Below are 16,917 nucleotides of genomic sequence, written 5' to 3'. Positions count from 1 at the left end.
CCCGGGCCCCACCCCGTGTCGCCCGCCCGTACGGGGGCTTCGACGTCCTTCATGGCAATGTCCTCCATGTCACATCGGTGAGATCACTGCTGTCGCATCGCTTCGTGGTCTGCTGGTCAGCACCCGCTGTGTCGACCCGCGCCGCACCGTCGTCGTCGGTGCGTCACTGCTACGACGGATCACGGCAAAGGAATGTGACGGATGGACGGAAGAGATCTTCTGGCACAGCGCTTCGAGGAGCACCGGCCGCGCCTGAAGGCGGTCGCGTACCGCATGCTCGGCTCCCTGAGCGAGGCCGAGGACGCCGTCCAGGAGACCTGGCTGAAGCTCAGCCGCGCCGACGACGAACGCGTGGAGAATCTGGGCGGCTGGCTCACCACGGTGATCGGCCGCGTCTGCCTCGACCTGCTGCGGTCACGCAAGCAGCGCGGCGAGCAGCCCCTGGACGTCCAGGGAGCCGAAACGCACGTGCCGGACCCGGAGGTCAGCCCGCTGCCGGGCGGCCTGGACGTCGTCGACCCCGAGCAGGAGGCCCTGCTCGCGGACTCGGTGGGGCTCGCGCTGCTGGTCGTCCTGGACACGCTGAGCCCCGCCGAGCGCCTCGCGTTCGTGCTGCACGACATGTTCGCCGTGCCGTTCGAGGACATCGCGCCCATCGTCGAGCGGGCCCCGGCCGCGACCCGGCAGCTCGCCAGCCGGGCCCGCCGCCGGGTGCGCGACGCGGACCCCAAGCCCGGCCCGGACTCGGACCGCACGCGCCAACGCCAGGTCGTCGAGGCCTTCCTCGCGGCCGCCCGCAAGGGTGACTTCGACGCGCTGCTCGAACTCCTCGACCCGGGAGTGGTGCTGCGGGCCGACGGCGGCGGGGCCGCGGGGCTCTCCCGTCTCGTGCGCGGTGCGACCGCCGTGGTCGCCGGGGCGCGCTCGTTCGCCACGCTGGCGCCGACCACGTATCTGGCGCTGGTCAACGGCAAGGTGGGACAGATCGCCGTCCGCAACGGAAAGCCTTTCTCCGTCGGGGAGTTCACCGTCAGGGAAGGCCGGATCGTCGAGATCAACATCCTGGCGGACCAGGAGCGGCTGCGGGACCTGGTCGACGAGCGGACGGTGGCGGCGGTCACGTCGGCGGGGCCCGCGGGCGGTGCCGACTGACCCTCACCCCACCCGGGTCCGCCGCGTGACCCGCTGTACGTACTCCTTCCGGTCCAGCGGATTGTGGTCCGTGCGCGGGCGCGCCGGCGGTGTCCCGGTCACCGGCGCGTAGTGGTCGAAGGCGGACTCCAACTCGCCCTCGCCGCGCGTCAGTCCGGGCAGCGCCTGCTCGAGCCCGTGCAAGCGCGCGGCGGGGATCACGCCGTCGATGACGTACACCGACCCGTGCGCCGTCGGCGCGTGCGGCACCGCGCGCAGCCGCCCGAGCGCGGGCAGCAGCGTGCCGAACACATCGGCGGGCGCGGTGAGCCGGAACCGGTGCATCGGCTCGTGCACCCGTGTCCCCGCCCGCCGCAGCGCGTCCATCAGGACGAGCGGCGTGAGCTGGCGGAAGTCACCGGCCGTGCTCGACATGCTCTTGTCGAAGACGGCGTGGGCGTGGCTCTGCCGCGGCCAGTACCCGGAGTGCGTCATCGTGACGAGGCAGTCGGGCACCTCCCATCCGTGCAGGCCCTGCGTCAGCGTCTCCTCGACCGTCTCCTCCACCGCTTTGAAGAACGCGTAGGGCATGGAGCCGAGTTCCACCCCGAGCCGGAATTCCACACCTGTCCCGGCCGGGGCGGGATCCACCCGCAGCCCCACCGTGGCGAGGAACGGATTGGGGTCGGTGTCGATGAACTCCGCGTGCGCTCCGGTGCCGACGACCCGCTCCACGCACAGGGTCGTGCTCTCGCGGAAGTCGACGCCGATGCCGAACTCGTCGGCGAGCGTGGCCTCGATGACCTCCTTCTGCACCTCGCCGTACAGGGACACGGAGATCTCCTGCCGCAGCGCGTCCTGCCGCAGGTCGATCAGCGGGTCCTGCTCGGCGAGCTGGGTCAGCGCGGCGTGCAGGGCGCCCCGGTCGGCGGCGTGCCGGGGCGCGACGACGGTTTCGAGGGTCGGCGGGGCGAAGTGGTGCGCGGCGGTGTGCCGTTCAGGCACGTGGCACGGGTCGCCGAGCACGTCTCCGACGCGTACGCGGTGGAGCCCCCACAGCTTCGCGATCTGCCCGGCGGCCACGGCGTCGCGCCGCACGGCCGCGCCCCGCTCGAAGACGCTGACGGCGGTGACCTTGCCGTCGGGACCGGGAAGCGCCACCCGGTCGCGTACGCGCACCGTGCCCGAGAAGAGCCGCGCGTACGCCACCTTCTCGCCCGAGGGGCCGCGTTCGACCTTGAAGACGGTGGCCGCGACGGGCCCGTCCACCGCCCCGGCCGCCGCGGGCAGCAGCTCCTTGACGGCGTCGGTCAGCGCGCCCAGGCCGGTGCCGGTCATGGCCGAGCCGAAGAACACCGGGTGGACCTGGGCCCGCCGGGTCTGGTCCGCGAGGGCCGCGCGCAGCCCACCGGGCGTGAGGGCGGCGGAGTCGCCCTCGACGTACGCGGACAGCAGCGTGTCGTCGCGCTCGGCGAGGACTTCGGCCAGGCGGGCGGTGAAGAGGGGGTCGTCGGGGGCGTACGGGACGTAGCGCGCCGCGTGGGAGCCGGGGGCGCGCACCGTGCCCATGGGGATGACGGCGGGCGTCAACTTACCTGCCAGCTCGGCGAGTACGCGCTCGGGGTCCGCGCTGCGGCGGTCCACCTTGTTGACGAACACGAGCGTGGGGATGGCGAGCCTGCGCAGCGTACGCATCAGGACGCGGGTCTGCGCCTGGACGCCCTCGACGGCGGACACGACGAGCACGGCACCGTCGAGCACGCTCAGGACCCGCTCCACCTCGGCGATGAAGTCCGGGTGGCCGGGGGTGTCGATGAGGTTGACGGTGACGTCGTCGATCGCGAAGGACACGACCGCCGACTTGATGGTGATGCCGCGCTGCCGCTCCAGCGCGAGGGAGTCGGTCTGGGTGCTGCCGGCGTCGACGCTGCCGATCTCGTCGATGACTCCGGCGGAGTGCAGCAGCCGCTCGGTCAGGCTGGTCTTACCGGCATCTACGTGTGCCAGAATGCCCAGGTTAAGGGTGTGTTGGTGCTTCTCGTGCTTCTCGTGCTGATGCGTGTGCGATTGCACTAGGCGTCATGTCCTCGTATCGGGGGGTGATTCCTTCCTGGTGGGACATGGACGTCTGCCGCATCTGGGGGCTCCTGGTTCCGTCGGCCGGTGGTGTGGTGGCGCCTCAACTGCAACAGGCGGGCCGGTGCGGAGGCAACCGATTTACCTTCGAGCGCGTTCGCGTGACAAACGACCGCACCCGGCCCGTCGGGCCCGCCGAATACGGCGGCCCCGGGGACCGGGTGCGGTTGGGTGGGCGCGAGGCCCGGGTGCCTGGATCAGGCCTTCTTGGTCTCCCAGAAGATGCGGTCGATCTCGGCGATCAGCTCAAGGGCCTTCTCGCCGGTCTTCGGGTCCGCCGACGCCTTCGCGGCCGACAGGGCCTTGAGGGTGTCGTTGACCAGCGTGTGCAGCTCCGGGTACTTCTCGAAGTGCGGGGGCTTGAAGTAGTCGCTCCAGAGCACCGACACGTGGTGCTTGGCGAGCTCGGCGCGCTGCTCCTTGATGACGGTGGCGCGAGCCTGGTAGTGCGCGTCGTCGTTGGCGGCCATCTTCTCCTGGACGGCCTTGACCGACTCCGCCTCGATGCGGGCCTGGGCCGGGTCGTACACGCCGCAGGGCAGGTCGCAGTGTGCGCTGGCCTTCACCTTGGGGGCAAACAGGCGGGAGAGCATTGAGCTGTCCTTCCTCGTGATCGTCTTCTCAGGTGGGACATTACTCCGTGAGAGACCTGTTTTCGCGAGTGCCCCCATGGGCTTAGGACAAAAGTCCAGGGTCACACTGGAGACGGTGGAGGATGGGACCGGGAGGCCGGTGGAGGATGGGACCGGGAGGTTGTCTGATGCCGGAGACGACGGCAGACGGGCGGGAGACACGCGTGCCGTTCCAGCTGATCGAGGTCGACGGGCCGTCCATGGTGCCCACGCTGAATCCGGGGGACTGGATGCTGGTGCGGCACGGCGCCCGGGTGCGCCCCGGTGACGTGGTGATCCTGCGTCATCCGCTGCAACAGGATCTGCTGGTGGTCAAGCGTGCCGTCGAACGGCGCGACGGCGGCTGGTGGGTGCTCGGCGACAATCCGTACAACGCGGGGGGCGACAGCACGGTCTACGGAGTCGTGCCGGAGGAGCTGGTCCTCGCGCGCGTGCGGGCGCGGTTTCGGCCGCTGAGCAGGTTCCGCGAGGAGCGCGAGGCGTGTGGGCGGCGTCAGCTCTCGCTCGCCGCGCTGGTCTCCTGGACCTTCTTGGCGGTGCGCCCCGTGCTCGCCGACCGCTCGCTCTCCAGGCGCTTGCGCGCGCGGTAGGCCGCGACGTTCGCGCGCGTGGCGCAGCGGTCCGAGCAGTAGCGCCGGGAGCGGTTGGTCGAGGTGTCCAGGTAGGCGTTGCGGCACGGCGCCGCCTCGCACAGGCCGAGCCGGTCCACGCCGTACTCCGTGAGGTGGAAGGCGAGGCCCATCGCGGCGATCGCCGCGTACCCGGCGGTGACGTTCGACGGGTGGTCCGCCAGGTGCATGTGCCACAGGGGGCGCCCGTCGTCGTCCCTGTAGTCGTGGCCGGAGATCTGGGGGCTCACCGGGAACTCCAGGAGCAGTGAGTTCAGCAGGTCCACGGCCAGCGTCTCGTCCCCGCCGTCGGCCGCCTCGAAGACACCCCGCAGCCGTGCCCGCACCGAGCGGAAGCGTGTCACGTCGGAGTCAGTGGCGCGCCGTGCGGCCTGCTGGTTCTCGCCGAACAGCTCGCGGATCGCGTCCACGGAGGTCAGCGAGTCCTTGTGACGAGCCGGTTCCTCGGTGTTGACCAGGCGTACGGCGTAGTCCGAGTAATAGGCCAGTTCCACTTGTAGTCCTTACGGGGGCGGGCTATCTTCGTTCTCGTGCGAGGTAACAGTCGCTTTTCGTGCGCGGGTGTTACTCGACGAGATTAGTCGAGCGTAGTACGGGACGGAGGTCTTCCGGTGACGGAAACGACTAGCGGTACGGGGTTCGGGACCGACTGGCGTGCCTGGCAGGAGAGTTGGGATCGGCAGCAGGAGTGGTACATGCCGGACCGCGAGGAGCGGTTCCGCGTCATGCTCGACATGGTCGAGGCCCTCGTCGGCCCGGAGCCGCGTGTCCTGGACCTCGCGTGCGGTACGGGAAGTATTACGGACAGACTCCTCAAAAGGTTCCCGAAGGCCACCAGCACGGGCGTCGACCTCGATCCGGCACTCCTCGCCATCGCCGAGGGCACCTTCGCGGACGACGACCGCGTCACCTTCGTGACCGCCGACCTCAAGGACCCGGGCTGGACCTCCCAACTGCCCCACGACTCGTACGACGCCGTCCTCACCGCGACCGCCCTGCACTGGCTGTTCAGCGAACCGCTGGCCGCGCTCTACGAACAGCTCGGCGGGATCGTGGCCGACGGCGGCGTCTTCATGAACGCCGACCACATGCCCGACCCCACCACCCCGCGCATCAACGCCGCCGACCGCGAGCAGCGGCACGCCCGCCAGTCCGCCGCGAAGGCCGCCGGCGTCCTGGACTGGGCGGACTGGTGGGGGCTCGCCGCCAACGACCCGGTGCTCGCCGAGCCCACCGCCAAGCGGTTCGAGATCTACGGAGAGCACGCCGACGGCGACACCCCGCCCGCCGAGTGGCACATCCGCACCCTCCGGGAGGCGGGTTTCGCCGAGGCGCGCACGGTGTGGTCGTCGCCTTCGGACGCCCTGGTCCTAGGCCTCAAGTAGGGAATCCAGCTCTCCTACGTAGAGGGGCGGTACGGAGGATGATCCGTACCGCCCCTCTACGTAGGCATCGATTTCCGGCCCTGAGGCCTCTGCCGGTGCTTACGCCCTACAGGACCTTGGACAGGAACGACTTCGTCCGGTCGTGCTGCGGGTTCGTCAGGACGTCCCGCGGGTTGCCGGACTCGACCACCACACCGCCGTCCATGAAGACCAGGCTGTCGCCGACCTCGCGGGCGAAGCCCATCTCGTGGGTGACCACGACCATCGTCATGCCGGACTCGGCGAGGTCGCGCATGACGTCGAGGACGTCGCCGACCAGCTCCGGGTCGAGCGCCGATGTCGGCTCGTCGAAGAGCATCAGCTTCGGGTCCATCGCGAGCGCGCGGGCGATGGCCACGCGCTGCTGCTGGCCGCCGGAGAGCTGCGAGGGGTAGTTCTTCGCCTTGTCGGCGAGCCCGACCCGCTCCAGGAGCTGCCCGGCGCGCTCCCGCGCGGCCGCCTTCGGCTGGCCCTTGACCTGGACCGGCGCCTCCATGACGTTCTCCAGGGCCGTCATGTGCGGGAACAGGTTGAAGCGCTGGAAGACCATGCCGATGTCCCGGCGCTTCATGGCGACTTCGCTGTCCTTGAGCTCGTACAGCTTGTCGCCCTTCTGCCGGTAGCCGACCAGCTCCCCGTCGACGTACAACCGCCCGGCGTTGACCTTCTCCAGGTGGTTGATGCAGCGCAGGAACGTCGACTTGCCGGAGCCCGACGGGCCGATGAGGCAGAAGACCTCGCCGGACTTCACCTCCAGGTCGATGCCCTTGAGGACCTCGACGTGGCCGAACGACTTGTGGACGTTCTCGGCCTTGACCATGGCGGTCATCAGCGCACCCCCGAACGGTTGCCCAGCGACAACATATTTGCCTTGATCTTCTGCCAGGGAGTGTCCGGCAGGGCGCGCGAGGAGCCGCGCGCGTAGTACCGCTCCAGGTAGAACTGACCGACGCTGAGGATCGACGTCATGATCAGGTACCAGGTGGCGGCCAGGAGCAGGGTCTCCACCGTCGCGCCGGACGAGGTGCCGATGTCCTGGGCGTACCGCAGGAGCTCGTAGTACTGCACCGCCGCGACCAGCGATGTCGTCTTGAGCATGTTGATGACTTCGTTGCCCGTCGGCGGCACGATCACGCGCATCGCCTGCGGGATGACGACGCGGCGCAGCGTCTTGTTGTGGCTCATGCCGAGCGCCTGCGAGGCCTCCGTCTGGCCCTCGTCGACCGAGAGCAGACCCGCGCGGCAGATCTCCGCCATGTACGCGGCCTCGTTCAGGCCGAGACCCAGGAGCGCCGTCAGGAACGGCGTCATGAAGTCCGACCACTCGTCCTTGTAGATCGGACCGAGGTTGATGTACTCGAAGACGAAGCCGAGGTTGAACCAGATGAAGAGCTGGACCAGGACCGGCGTACCGCGGAAGAACCAGATGTAGAACCACGCGATCGACGAGGTCACCGGGTTCTTCGACAGCCGCATCACCGAAAGGACGATGCCGCCGACCACGCCGATGAGCATCGAGAGGACCGTGAGGATCAGGGTCTCCCGGACGCCCTTCATGATGCGGTCGTCGAAGAAGTTGTCCGGGATCGCGTTCCAGTTGATGTCGCCATTGGCGAACGCCATGACGAGCGCGGCGAGCACGCCGATGGCCAGGACGGCCGCGACGTATCGGCCGTAGTGGCGCACCGGGATCGCCTTGATCGCCTCGGGGGCGGAGCGCGGTGGCTCATCCTTGGGCGCGGAGTCGCCCGACTTGCTGATGTCCGTTGTCACGGGTGTGGCCTTTCAGCGACGAGATGACGAGACGCGGTCACTTGCCGCCGTTGATCTTGGCTTCCTTGACTGCGCCTGCGTCGACGCCCCACTTCTTGATGATCTTCTCGTACTGGCCGTTCGCGATGATCGCGTCCAGCGCCATCTTGATCGCGTCACGCAGCTTGGGGTTGTTCTTGGCGATCGCGATGCCGTAGGGGGCGGCCTCGACCTGCTCGCCCACGAGCTGGAAGTCCTTGCCGCCGCCGGAGGTCTTGACCGCGTACGCCGCGACCGGGAAGTCCGAGGAGCCGGCATCCGCGCCACCGGAGCGCAGCCGGGTCTGGGCCTGCTGGTCGTTGTCGAAGGACTCGATCGAGATCTTGCCGCTCTTGCACTTCTTCGACTCGGCCTTGGCCATGTCGTGCGAGACGGTGCCGCGCTGGACCACGATCTTCTTGCCGCAGAGGTCGCCCCAGGCCTTGATGCCCTGGTCGTCGCCCTTCTTGGTGTAGATCGAGACGCCCGCCGTGAAGTAGTCGACGAAGTCGACGCCGGTGCCGACCTTCTTGCCGGTCTCCTCGTCGATGCCTTCCTGGCGGTTCTTGGTGTCGGTCATGGCCGACATGGCGATGTCGTAGCGCTTGGACCGCAGACCGCCGAGGAGCGTGTCGAAGGTGCCGTTGTCGAACTCGAACGTCACGCCGAGCTGCTTGCCGAGCGCGTCGGCGATGTCCGGGTCGATACCGACCGTCTTGCCGTCCTTGTCCTTGAACTCGACCGGCGGGTAGGCGATGTCGGAGCCCACCTTGATGACGCCCTTGTTGCGGATGTTCGCGGGCAGCTCGTCGGAGAGCGGAGCGCTGACGACCTTCTTGCCGCCCTCGTCCTTCTTGTCCGTCTGGTCGCCGCAGCCAGTGAGCAGCAGCGTGCCGGCGACCGCGATCGCGCCGACAGCGACGATCCGGGACTTCGCGGACTTCGCGGCGGTCGTGCGACGAATGGTGCCTGCGGTCATAGGGGTTCCTCCGGCGGATGGGGGAGCAGCCATGCGGTCGTGCACACACCTTCGGGTGTCGCGACCTCGTGTGATGAGGCATCTTGCCATTCGGACAGCCCGATTCTGGGGGCTGGAGATGTCAAAATCGGATAACGGGCGATCGGCAAACCCCAACAGCCCGGTGCGTGACGGTCATTGCCGTGCCGGTGCGAACGGTCGCCAACCATTTGATAACCACCCAATCTCGCCATGCGGACTTCCGGGGTGGAGATTTCTTAATAATACGGACATTTTACCCCCGTGGTCCAAGGGATACCTGCCGTTCACGTCGATCTGACACAGATATGGCTCGTCGGCGGTCGGAGGCATCCGGTAGAAAAGACGGTTACACCCCTCATCCGGGGCCCAGGGCACGTGTGCGGCGTGCCCGCGCGTTCGTACGTACCTCCCGTACCGCTCCGCCGACAGGCGGGGAGCCAACGGCCGCAAGGCCCGCGGGCTCAGCACGGACGCGGTTCCCGCCCCACTTCTCCACCAGGAAGTGGTTCACCCTCAACCTGAAGAATTAAGGGGTCAGACACAGTGGCAGCGGAGATCGTCAATCCTCGCAGCGACAGCACAGCCGGGCACGAAGGCGCGGAGGAGCCCTTCGATCCGGCCTTCGCGCTGCACCGCGGCGGCAAGATGGCCGTCCAGGCGACCGTGCCGGTGCGCGACAAGGACGACCTGTCCCTGGCGTACACACCGGGCGTCGCGAAGGTGTGCAGCGCCATCGCCGAGAAGCCGGAGCTCGTCCACGACTACACGTGGAAGTCGAACGTCGTCGCCGTCGTCACCGACGGCACCGCCGTGCTCGGCCTCGGCGACATCGGCCCGGAGGCCTCGCTCCCCGTCATGGAGGGCAAGGCCATCCTCTTCAAGCAGTTCGGCGGGGTCGACGCGGTGCCCATCGCGCTCGCCACGACCGACGTGGACGAGATCATCGACACGGTGGTGCGGCTCGCGCCGTCCTTCGGCGGCGTCAACCTGGAGGACATCTCCGCGCCGCGCTGCTTCGAGATCGAGCGGCGGCTCCAGGAGCGCCTCGACATCCCGGTCTTCCACGACGACCAGCACGGCACGGCCGTCGTCACCCTGGCCGCCCTGCGCAACGCGGCGCGGCTGACCGGGCGCACCCTCGGCGACCTGCGGGCCGTCATCTCCGGGGCGGGCGCGGCCGGCGTGGCCATCGCGAAGTTCCTGCTCGAGGCGGGGCTCGGCGATGTCGCGGTCGCGGACCGCAAGGGTGTCGTGTCCCGGGACCGGGACGACCTCACCCCGGTCAAGCGGGAACTCGCGGAGCTCACCAACAAGGCCGGGCTCAGCGGCTCGCTCGAATCCGCCCTGGCCGGCGCGGACGTCTTCATCGGCGTCTCCGGCGGTACGGTGCCGGAGCCCGCGGTGGCCTCCATGGCCCCGAACTCGTTCGTGTTCGCCATGGCCAACCCGAACCCCGAGGTGCACCCCGACATCGCCCACAAATACGCCGCCGTGGTGGCGACCGGGCGCTCGGACTACCCGAACCAGATCAACAACGTGCTCGCGTTCCCCGGGATCTTCGCGGGCGCGCTGCAGGTGCGGGCGTCCCGGATCACCGAGGGCATGAAGATCGCGGCCGCCGACGCGCTGGCCGACGTCGTCGGCGACGAGCTGTCGGCCGACTACGTCATCCCCTCGCCGTTCGACGAGCGGGTGGCTCCGGCGGTCACCGCGGCTGTTGCGGCGGCCGCGAGGGCTGAGGGCGTGGCCCGCCGCTGAGCCTCTTCAGGGCCCCGCCGTGAGGTCGGCGGGGCCCTGTTTTTTGTCCTTTCCCGCCCGCCCACTCGCTTTTGGGCGGCCGTGGGATGGACGCCGCTGGTGAGGGTTGGCCGCCGGGGGCGTCTGCGGGGGTTCGCCCTGGCGAGCGGGGGCGGGGGGATGTGGTCCGGCGGGTGGTGCCTGCGGGGCGGCCCGGCCCCGGCGGGGGCGGGGGACGCGGCGTGGGTCACACCCGTGGAACGTTCCGAAGGCCCAGGGGCCAGGCATATCGTCGGCGCCATGTTCGCTGCCTACGCCGCCCGCATCAACCGCGATCACCCCCTCACCGGCCTGGAACTGGGGGAGCGCCCGGCCCCCACCCCACGCCCCGGCTGGTCGACCGTGAACGTCAAGGCCGCCTCCCTCAACCACCACGACCTGTGGTCCCTGCGCGGGGTCGGCCTGGATGAGGGCAAGCTCCCGATGATCCTCGGCTGCGACGCGGCCGGCCTCGACGAGGACGGCAACGAAGTCGTCCTGCACTCCGTCATCGGCCAGTCCGGCCACGGCGTCGGCCCGCGCGAGCGCCGCTCCATCCTCACGGAGAAGTACCAGGGCACCTTCGCCGAGCAAGTCGCCGTCCCCACCTGGAACGTCCTCCCCAAGCCCAAGGAACTCTCCTTCGCGGAAGCCGCCTGCCTCCCCACCGCCTGGCTCACCGCGTACCGCATGCTCTTCACCAACGCGGGCGTACGTCCCGGCGACTCGATCCTCGTCCAGGGCGCCGGCGGTGGCGTGGCGACCGCCGCCATCGTGCTCGCCAAGGCCGCTGGCCTGAAGGTCTTCGCCACGAGCCGCGACGAGGCCAAGCGCAAGCGCGCCATCGAACTGGGCGCGGTGGAGGCCCTGCCGGCCGGTGCCCGGCTGCCGCAGCGGGTCGACGCGGTCATCGAGACGGTCGGCGCCGCCACCTGGTCGCACTCCATCAAGTCGCTCCGCCCCGGCGGCACGCTGGTCATCTCCGGCGCCACCAGCGGTGACCGCCCCTCCCACGCCGAGCTGACCCGCGTCTACTTCCTGGAACTGCGCGTCGTCGGCTCCACCATGGGCTCCAAGGACGAACTGGAAGACCTCCTGTCCTTCTGCGCGGCCACCGGCGTACGCCCCGTCATCGACGAAGTCCTGCCCCTCGACCGCGCCCGCGAGGGCTTCGAACGCCTGGAGGCGGGCGACCAGTTCGGCAAGATCGTGCTGACCGTCTGAGGCGCGGACCGTCTGGAGGCGGCGGCCGTCTGGAGGCGCGGACCGGCCAGGTCGTCGAGCCCGCCCACTGTCAACCTCGGTTGACAGTGTGGGCTTGTCAACGTACGTTGACAATATGACCGAAGCAACGGATCTCGCCGAGCGCGCGGGCGACCGCGATCCACGAGTCGGGCTGCGAGCCGTCACCGCCCTCCGGCGCCTGGTGGAGCAGCTCGAGGCCGTGCAGGTGCGCAGCGCGCGCCAGCAGGGCTGGTCGTGGCAGGAGATCGCCGCGGAACTGGGCGTGAGCAGGCAGGCCGTGCACAAGAAGTACGGGAGGCAGTGATGTTCGAACGCTTCACCAAGGGTGCCCGGGACGTGGTCACGGGCGCGGTCGAGGAGTCCGAGCGGGAGGGCGCCGACTCCATCGACGACGGACACCTGCTGCTCGCCCTCCTGGACCGCGAGGGCACCCGCGCTTCCTTCGCCCTGGCCGCCCTCGGCGCCGACCGGCGCCGTGCGGACATCACCCGGGCCCTGGCCGAGGCGCGCCGCCGCGGTGGCCTCACCCAGGCGGACACCGACGCCCTCGCCGGGCTCGGCATCGACGTCGAAGAGATCGTCTCCCGCGTCGAACAGGCCCATGGCGCCGGAGCGTTGGCAGGCGTGGGCGCCCGCCGCGAACGCCGCGGCATCGGCGCCTGGATCGGCCACCGCGGCTTCACCCGTGACGCCAAGGACACCCTGGAACGGGCCCTGCGCATCGCCACCGCCCGCCGCGACCGCAGCATCGGCGACGAACACATCCTCCTCGCCCTGACGACCCGCCCCGGCATCGTCGCCGAGGCCCTGGCGGACCACGGGGTGACGCGGGTCGCGGTGGAACGCGTGCTGTATCAGGCCTAGGGCCCTGGGGGACGGGGTGCGCCGTGAGTCCAGCCGCCCGCCCCGGGCCGACACTCCGCCCGCCTGCCGCCTGCCGCCTGCCGCCTGCCGCCTGTCGCCTGCCGCCTGCCGCCCACGGTCCACGTGTCCCGGCACGGTCCGGCCAGCTGCGCGCCCCACGCTGACGCCAGTGGCACGTCCCATGCGGACGAGGCGCGCGGGCGGGCGTCGGCGCTCCTCTCCTGTCGTGGGGCGCCAGCGCCCCGCGGCCTCCGGGCCCCGCGGCCTCCGGGCCCCGCGGCCTCCGGGCCCCGCGGCCTCCGGGCCCCGCGGCCTCCGGGCCCCGCGGCCTCCGGGCCCCGCGGCCGACGTGCCGCGGTCGGTCGCCCGGTGGACGTCGAGTCAGGACTTGGGCGACTCCGGAGCCTTGGGAGCCCGCAGGGCCACGCTGATGTGGGCCGCCGCCTCCGACAGATGGCGGCGGGCCTCGCGGAGCTGCTCCTCGGACACCCCGCGGTCGCGGGCCGCGTCGCGGATGTCGTCGCGGAAGCGGTCCAGGAGTCGCTCCAGGTCACGCGCGGGCTCGCCGCTGGACTCCTCGTGCGCCCAGTCCGGGACGTACTCCACGGGCACCTCGTCCCGCTCGACCGTGAACACGGGCCCCGGCTCGGACGTCTTGCCGCCCGATGCCTTGTCCGACGTCCCGAAGCCGAAGTCCTTCCCGAAGTCGACCGCGAAGTCCTTGCCGAACTCCTTCCCGAAGTCGCCGAACTCCTTGGCCAGCTCGGACAGGCCCTCACGGACACCCGTCGGCCAGTCGCCCCGCGCGAAGTGGTCCTGCACCTGCTCCTGCACCCGCCTGGCCATGCGCTGCAGCTCCTCCTGGGCCTCCGCCCGCACCCGCTCCTGGGCGTCCTTCGCCTGTCGACGGGCCCGCTGGGCCTCCTCGCGGGCCCGTCGGCTCTCGTCCTTCGCCCGCCGCGCCTGCTCCTTCCACTCCTGCCGGGCGCGCCGGAACTCCTCCTTCGCCTGCCGCCAGCCGTCGCTGTCCGCCCAGGAGCTGTCGAAGAAGTCCGAGGGGTTCGGGAAGCCCGTGCCCGTGCCGGACGTGCTGCCGGCCCGCGCTTCCTGGGCGGCCGCCCGCATCTCCCGCCGCAACTCGCCCGCCGCACCCTGCGCGCCGTCGCGGATCTCGGCGGCGAGCCCCGCCACCGACTCGCGGATCTCCAGCTCCAGGTCGGCCAGCTCGCCGCTGCGGTCGGCCAGCTCGGCGCGGCCCGCGTCGGTGATCGCGTACACCTTCCGGCCGCCCTCGGTGGTGTGGGTGACCAGGCCCTCCGCCTCGAGCTTGGCCAGGCGGGGGTACACGGTGCCTGCCGAGGGGGCGTACAGCCCCTGGAAGCGCTCTTCGAGGAGACGGATCACCTCATAGCCGTGGCGCGGAGCCTCGTCCAGGAGCTTGAGCAGATACAGGCGCAGGCGGCCGTGGGCGAACACGGGAGGCATCTCAGAGCACCTTCTTGTCGGTCGGGCCGTCGGCGGCGTCCGCCTTCGGGGCATCGGCGGGGGTGTCCGCGTCCGGGCCGCCGGTCGGGGTGGCGGCCGGGGAGGGCGGGGTCGGGAGCGGGGAGTCCGAGGGGGGTGCGTCCCGCGAGGGCTCATCCGCCTTGTGCAGATCGTGCTGGTACAGATCTTCCTCCACCGAGGGTTTGCGCAGAAGCGCGATCGAGCCTGAGATCGTCTTCGCCCGCAGCTGACCGCTGCCCGACCCGAGCCTCCCGCTGAGCTTCTTCGCGCCCCACTGGCCGCTGACCCGGAGGTCGTCGAAGTCGCTGGACACCGAGCCGCTCGCCGTGTTGGCGCGCACCTCCGCGTGGGCCGGATGCGGGAGGCGGACCGCTATCTCGCCGGAGATGCTCGTGAGCCCCACATCGGCCGAGCCGGTGGCCGGGTCCAGGTCCACGATCATCGAGCCGCTCACGGATTCGGCCCGAACGGAGGACCCGGAGCCGTCGAAGACGGTCAGGTCGCCGGAGATCGAGTCGAACCGCAGGTCACCGGTGACGCCCTGGGCCGCGACGTTGCCGGAGAACGTCTCGGCCCGGACCGGGCCGGTGAGGCCGACGAGTGTCGTGTCGCCCGTGATGCCCCGCACCTCGGTGCGGCCCTCGATTCCGGTGACCACGGCGCCCGCGCCGATCGCGCCCACCTCGACACGGGTCCCGGCCGGCACCGTCAGTGAGATCACCGTGTGGCGGCGGGTGCCCTGGGGGTCGAGCCACTCCAGGAAGCCCTTCCATGGCAGATCGTCGTACGCGACGGACAAGGTGCCGTCGTGCTGCGTCACGGTGAGCGGAGGGCCCGATATCTCGGAGACCTCCAGTCTGGCCGAGTCCTCGTCTGTGCCGACGACATTCACCGTGCCGTTCACCACGCGCACGCGCAGTGTCCTCACGGGCTCGTCGAACGTCAGCTTCCTGGGCTCGGCGACGGACCACTCTGGCATGGTGGCGGACCTCCTTGAGCGGGTCGGACGCGACGCGCCATATCGCGTCTCTGATACACACGATATATCGCGGATACGGAAAGTCAAGACCTATCTCTTCTCCGCGGTCGCCCGCTGTCGGCTCTTGGGCCGGAAATCATGAAATGTCCTAGCGTAGTGCCATGTCGTCCGAGCCGTGGCCTCCCTCTCGGCCCTCAGACCCCTCCGCCCCCTCTGATCGGTCCGCCCCCTCTGATCCGTCCGGTTCCGCAGGTGCCCTGCTGCTCTGTCGGGCCGGAGTGGACGCCGTCGAGACGGTCGCGCAACTGCTGCGGGAACGGATGCTGCTGGCGCCCGCGGGAGACGAGTGGAGCGTTCTCGTGCCCGAGGGCAAGCCGTGGCTGCACGGAGACGAGCAGGTCGACCGGGTGCTCACCGGCTGGGCCACAGCTCTCGCCGTGGCCTCGCCGGGGCCGGTGCTCGCGCTGTGGTGGGACGCCGATCGCTCCGGTTGCACGCTCGCGGCGGGCTTCCGGCGGACGGTCGGGTACGTGTGGCTGGCCAACGGCACGCCGGTCGGCGAGGACGAGGCGATGCGGTCGTTCGCCGCGCGCCTGGGCCTGGACCCGGTGCTCGACATGCAGGCCCTGGACGCGCTGTCCCGGCCGGACTCGGCGGCCGACGCGCGCGCCCGGATGCGGGGACTGCTGGCCGTCCTCACCCGGGCGGGCGTCGACCTGCCGCCCGGCCTGGGCCCCGGCGAGCCCGCCGACCGCCTCCGGGAGGTCGCCCGGGTGCTGGACGGTGTCCGTCACGTCGAGTGGTCCGGCTGGCGGGACGCCGTACGGGCGGAACTCGACGCCGTCGAGAGCGGGCCGCTGTCCCGCGCCCTGGCCGGGGCCCAGCTCGCGGTCGGCATCCCCCTCCTGCTCTGGTCTCCGCGCCGCCGCGGCGGCTGGGCGGTGGCCGGGGCGGTCCTGGTGGTGCACGGCGTGCTGGGGCTCGTCCGTGAGCGGAGGAAGGCCCGGGGCGGGGAGTGACGTGCGGGGTCGTCCGGGCAGGGGCGGCTCAGTGAGGCTTCGTCGCGTCGAGGACCAGGGCGAGCAGTCGCTCCGGCTGCTCCGGATCGCCCGCCGGTGACGTCTGCTTGTGCGTGGTGGAGAGGGCGACCCCGACGACCAGCTGAAGCAGGTCGGCCGGGGACAGGTCGCGGCGGGCGGCGCCGGAGTCCTGGGCCCGGGTGAGCAGTGCGCCCGCCGCGTCGAGGATGCGCTGATGGCAGTCGGAGCCCAGCGCGCCGGTCGCTTCCAGTTCCTCCAGCATCAGTGCGCCGCCCAGGCCCTGGTTCACGCGCGCGTGGCCGAGGAACGCGCGCAGCCACTGCGCCAACGCGGCGCCCGCCGAGTCGGCCGCCAGCAAATCCTCCGCGCGGGCGCACAGCGCGTCGACGCGCTCCTTCAGGACGGCGGCGAGCAGTTCGGCGCGACCGGAGAAATGCCGGTAGAGCGTGCCCGGGCCCACGCCCGCGCGGCGGGCGATCTCGTTCAATGACGCCTCCGGGCCCGCCTCGGTGAAGACCTCCCGCGCGGCGGTGACGATGCGTTCGCGGTTGCGGACGGCGTCGGCGCGGGCGGGGCGACCGGTCGTGGTCGGGCCGGACGCAAAGGTGGTCGACGGCGCTTGGGGCTGGGGCTGGTTCATCTCTGCGTCCCGAGGGCGTGGGTTTCCCGAGAGCGGGGCGGGACCCGGGAATCCGGGATCACGGCCGAAGTCGGGACGGTCGAGGGGGGAGGGCGAGGAGAGAGGGCGGGGGAGGGCGAGGAGG

17 protein-coding genes are annotated in these 16,917 nt (G+C 70.8%); 8 read left to right on the top strand and 9 right to left on the bottom strand.

From position 1 onward, the window contains the following. Positions 1–201: 201 nt before the first annotated feature. Positions 202–1,152, top strand: a complete 951-nt coding sequence (locus ACZ6BG_RS09695) for a sigma-70 family RNA polymerase sigma factor (RefSeq protein ID WP_468999168.1) — start codon at positions 202–204, stop codon at positions 1,150–1,152. Positions 1,153–1,155: 3 nt separating this feature from the next. Here ACZ6BG_RS09695 and ACZ6BG_RS09690 read toward each other — a convergent pair whose 3' ends face one another. Further along, complete coding sequence (locus tag ACZ6BG_RS09690) at positions 1,156–3,204, bottom strand: GTP-binding protein (protein WP_468999166.1); 2,049 nt, start codon at positions 3,202–3,204, stop codon at positions 1,156–1,158. Between the two features lie 260 nt (positions 3,205–3,464). Next, positions 3,465–3,860, bottom strand: coding sequence for a superoxide dismutase, Ni (gene sodN / locus ACZ6BG_RS09685; RefSeq protein WP_030359892.1), 396 nt, complete (start codon positions 3,858–3,860; stop codon positions 3,465–3,467). Between the two features lie 167 nt (positions 3,861–4,027). Between sodN and sodX the strand changes: the two genes are divergently transcribed. Continuing rightward, positions 4,028–4,489, top strand: coding sequence for a nickel-type superoxide dismutase maturation protease (sodX, locus tag ACZ6BG_RS09680; RefSeq protein ID WP_468999162.1), 462 nt, complete (start codon positions 4,028–4,030; stop codon positions 4,487–4,489). Here the strand turns inward: sodX and ACZ6BG_RS09675 are convergent. Then, the gene (locus tag ACZ6BG_RS09675; protein ID WP_468999160.1) at positions 4,393–5,022 is read right to left on the bottom strand and encodes a CGNR zinc finger domain-containing protein; all 630 of its coding nucleotides are present in this window, start codon (positions 5,020–5,022) and stop codon (positions 4,393–4,395) included. The genes sodX and ACZ6BG_RS09675 overlap by 97 nt on opposite strands. Before the next feature lie 117 nt (positions 5,023–5,139). On the opposite strand from ACZ6BG_RS09675, the gene ACZ6BG_RS09670 reads away from it, so the two are divergent. Further along, the gene (locus ACZ6BG_RS09670; RefSeq protein ID WP_468999157.1) at positions 5,140–5,913 is read left to right on the top strand and encodes a class I SAM-dependent methyltransferase; all 774 of its coding nucleotides are present in this window, start codon (positions 5,140–5,142) and stop codon (positions 5,911–5,913) included. Between the two features lie 106 nt (positions 5,914–6,019). On the opposite strand, the gene ACZ6BG_RS09665 is transcribed toward ACZ6BG_RS09670, so the two are convergent. Genes ACZ6BG_RS09665 through ACZ6BG_RS09655 form a run of 3 tightly spaced genes read right to left on the bottom strand, consistent with a single transcriptional unit; the run spans position 6,020 to position 8,722 of the window. Further along, positions 6,020–6,781 carry an amino acid ABC transporter ATP-binding protein gene (locus ACZ6BG_RS09665; RefSeq protein ID WP_468999154.1) on the bottom strand — a complete coding sequence of 254 codons (762 nt, stop codon included), beginning with the start codon at positions 6,779–6,781 and terminating at the stop codon, positions 6,020–6,022. Next, the gene (locus tag ACZ6BG_RS09660) at positions 6,781–7,725 is read right to left on the bottom strand and encodes an amino acid ABC transporter permease (protein WP_468999152.1); all 945 of its coding nucleotides are present in this window, start codon (positions 7,723–7,725) and stop codon (positions 6,781–6,783) included. The genes ACZ6BG_RS09665 and ACZ6BG_RS09660 overlap by 1 nt, the downstream gene beginning before the upstream one ends. A gap of 37 nt (positions 7,726–7,762) precedes the next feature. After that, positions 7,763–8,722, bottom strand: a complete 960-nt coding sequence (locus ACZ6BG_RS09655; protein ID WP_468999149.1) for an ABC transporter substrate-binding protein — start codon at positions 8,720–8,722, stop codon at positions 7,763–7,765. Positions 8,723–9,286: 564 nt separating this feature from the next. Between ACZ6BG_RS09655 and ACZ6BG_RS09650 the strand changes: the two genes are divergently transcribed. The 4 genes from ACZ6BG_RS09650 (at position 9,287) to ACZ6BG_RS09635 (ending at position 12,628) form a co-directional block, all read left to right on the top strand. Then, positions 9,287–10,501: an NAD(P)-dependent malic enzyme gene (locus ACZ6BG_RS09650; RefSeq protein WP_380847990.1), complete on the top strand. Its 1,215-nt coding sequence runs from the start codon at positions 9,287–9,289 to the stop codon at positions 10,499–10,501. 279 nt (positions 10,502–10,780) lie between these two features. Beyond that, a complete protein-coding gene (locus tag ACZ6BG_RS09645) occupies positions 10,781–11,743 on the top strand; it encodes a zinc-binding dehydrogenase (RefSeq protein WP_468999145.1) in 963 nt (320 codons plus the stop codon). 115 nt (positions 11,744–11,858) lie between these two features. Next, positions 11,859–12,068 carry a helix-turn-helix domain-containing protein gene (locus tag ACZ6BG_RS09640; protein WP_030687611.1) on the top strand — a complete coding sequence of 70 codons (210 nt, stop codon included), beginning with the start codon at positions 11,859–11,861 and terminating at the stop codon, positions 12,066–12,068. Next, positions 12,068–12,628, top strand: coding sequence for a Clp protease N-terminal domain-containing protein (locus ACZ6BG_RS09635; RefSeq protein ID WP_468999142.1), 561 nt, complete (start codon positions 12,068–12,070; stop codon positions 12,626–12,628). The genes ACZ6BG_RS09640 and ACZ6BG_RS09635 overlap by 1 nt, the downstream gene beginning before the upstream one ends. Before the next feature lie 381 nt (positions 12,629–13,009). Here the strand turns inward: ACZ6BG_RS09635 and ACZ6BG_RS09630 are convergent, their stop codons facing one another. Continuing rightward, positions 13,010–14,113: a PadR family transcriptional regulator gene (locus ACZ6BG_RS09630; protein WP_468999140.1), complete on the bottom strand. Its 1,104-nt coding sequence runs from the start codon at positions 14,111–14,113 to the stop codon at positions 13,010–13,012. A 1-nt stretch (position 14,114) separates the two neighbouring features. Then, entirely contained in the window at positions 14,115–15,113 is a 999-nt protein-coding gene (locus ACZ6BG_RS09625; RefSeq protein ID WP_468999137.1) for a DUF4097 family beta strand repeat-containing protein, read from the bottom strand. Between the two features lie 161 nt (positions 15,114–15,274). On the opposite strand from ACZ6BG_RS09625, the gene ACZ6BG_RS09620 reads away from it, so the two are divergent. Then, a complete protein-coding gene (locus tag ACZ6BG_RS09620) occupies positions 15,275–16,132 on the top strand; it encodes a hypothetical protein (RefSeq protein ID WP_468999135.1) in 858 nt (285 codons plus the stop codon). 28 nt (positions 16,133–16,160) lie between these two features. Here the strand turns inward: ACZ6BG_RS09620 and ACZ6BG_RS09615 are convergent, their stop codons facing one another. Then, positions 16,161–16,793 (bottom strand): TetR/AcrR family transcriptional regulator, encoded by a 633-nt coding sequence (locus tag ACZ6BG_RS09615; protein ID WP_468999132.1) that lies wholly within the window; start codon positions 16,791–16,793, stop codon positions 16,161–16,163. Positions 16,794–16,917 lie beyond the last annotated feature (124 nt).

This window comes from Streptomyces sp. NPDC041205 (assembly GCF_055591765.1).
Note: the sequence above shows the minus strand (reverse complement) of the source record. Positions and strands in the feature narration are given on the sequence as shown.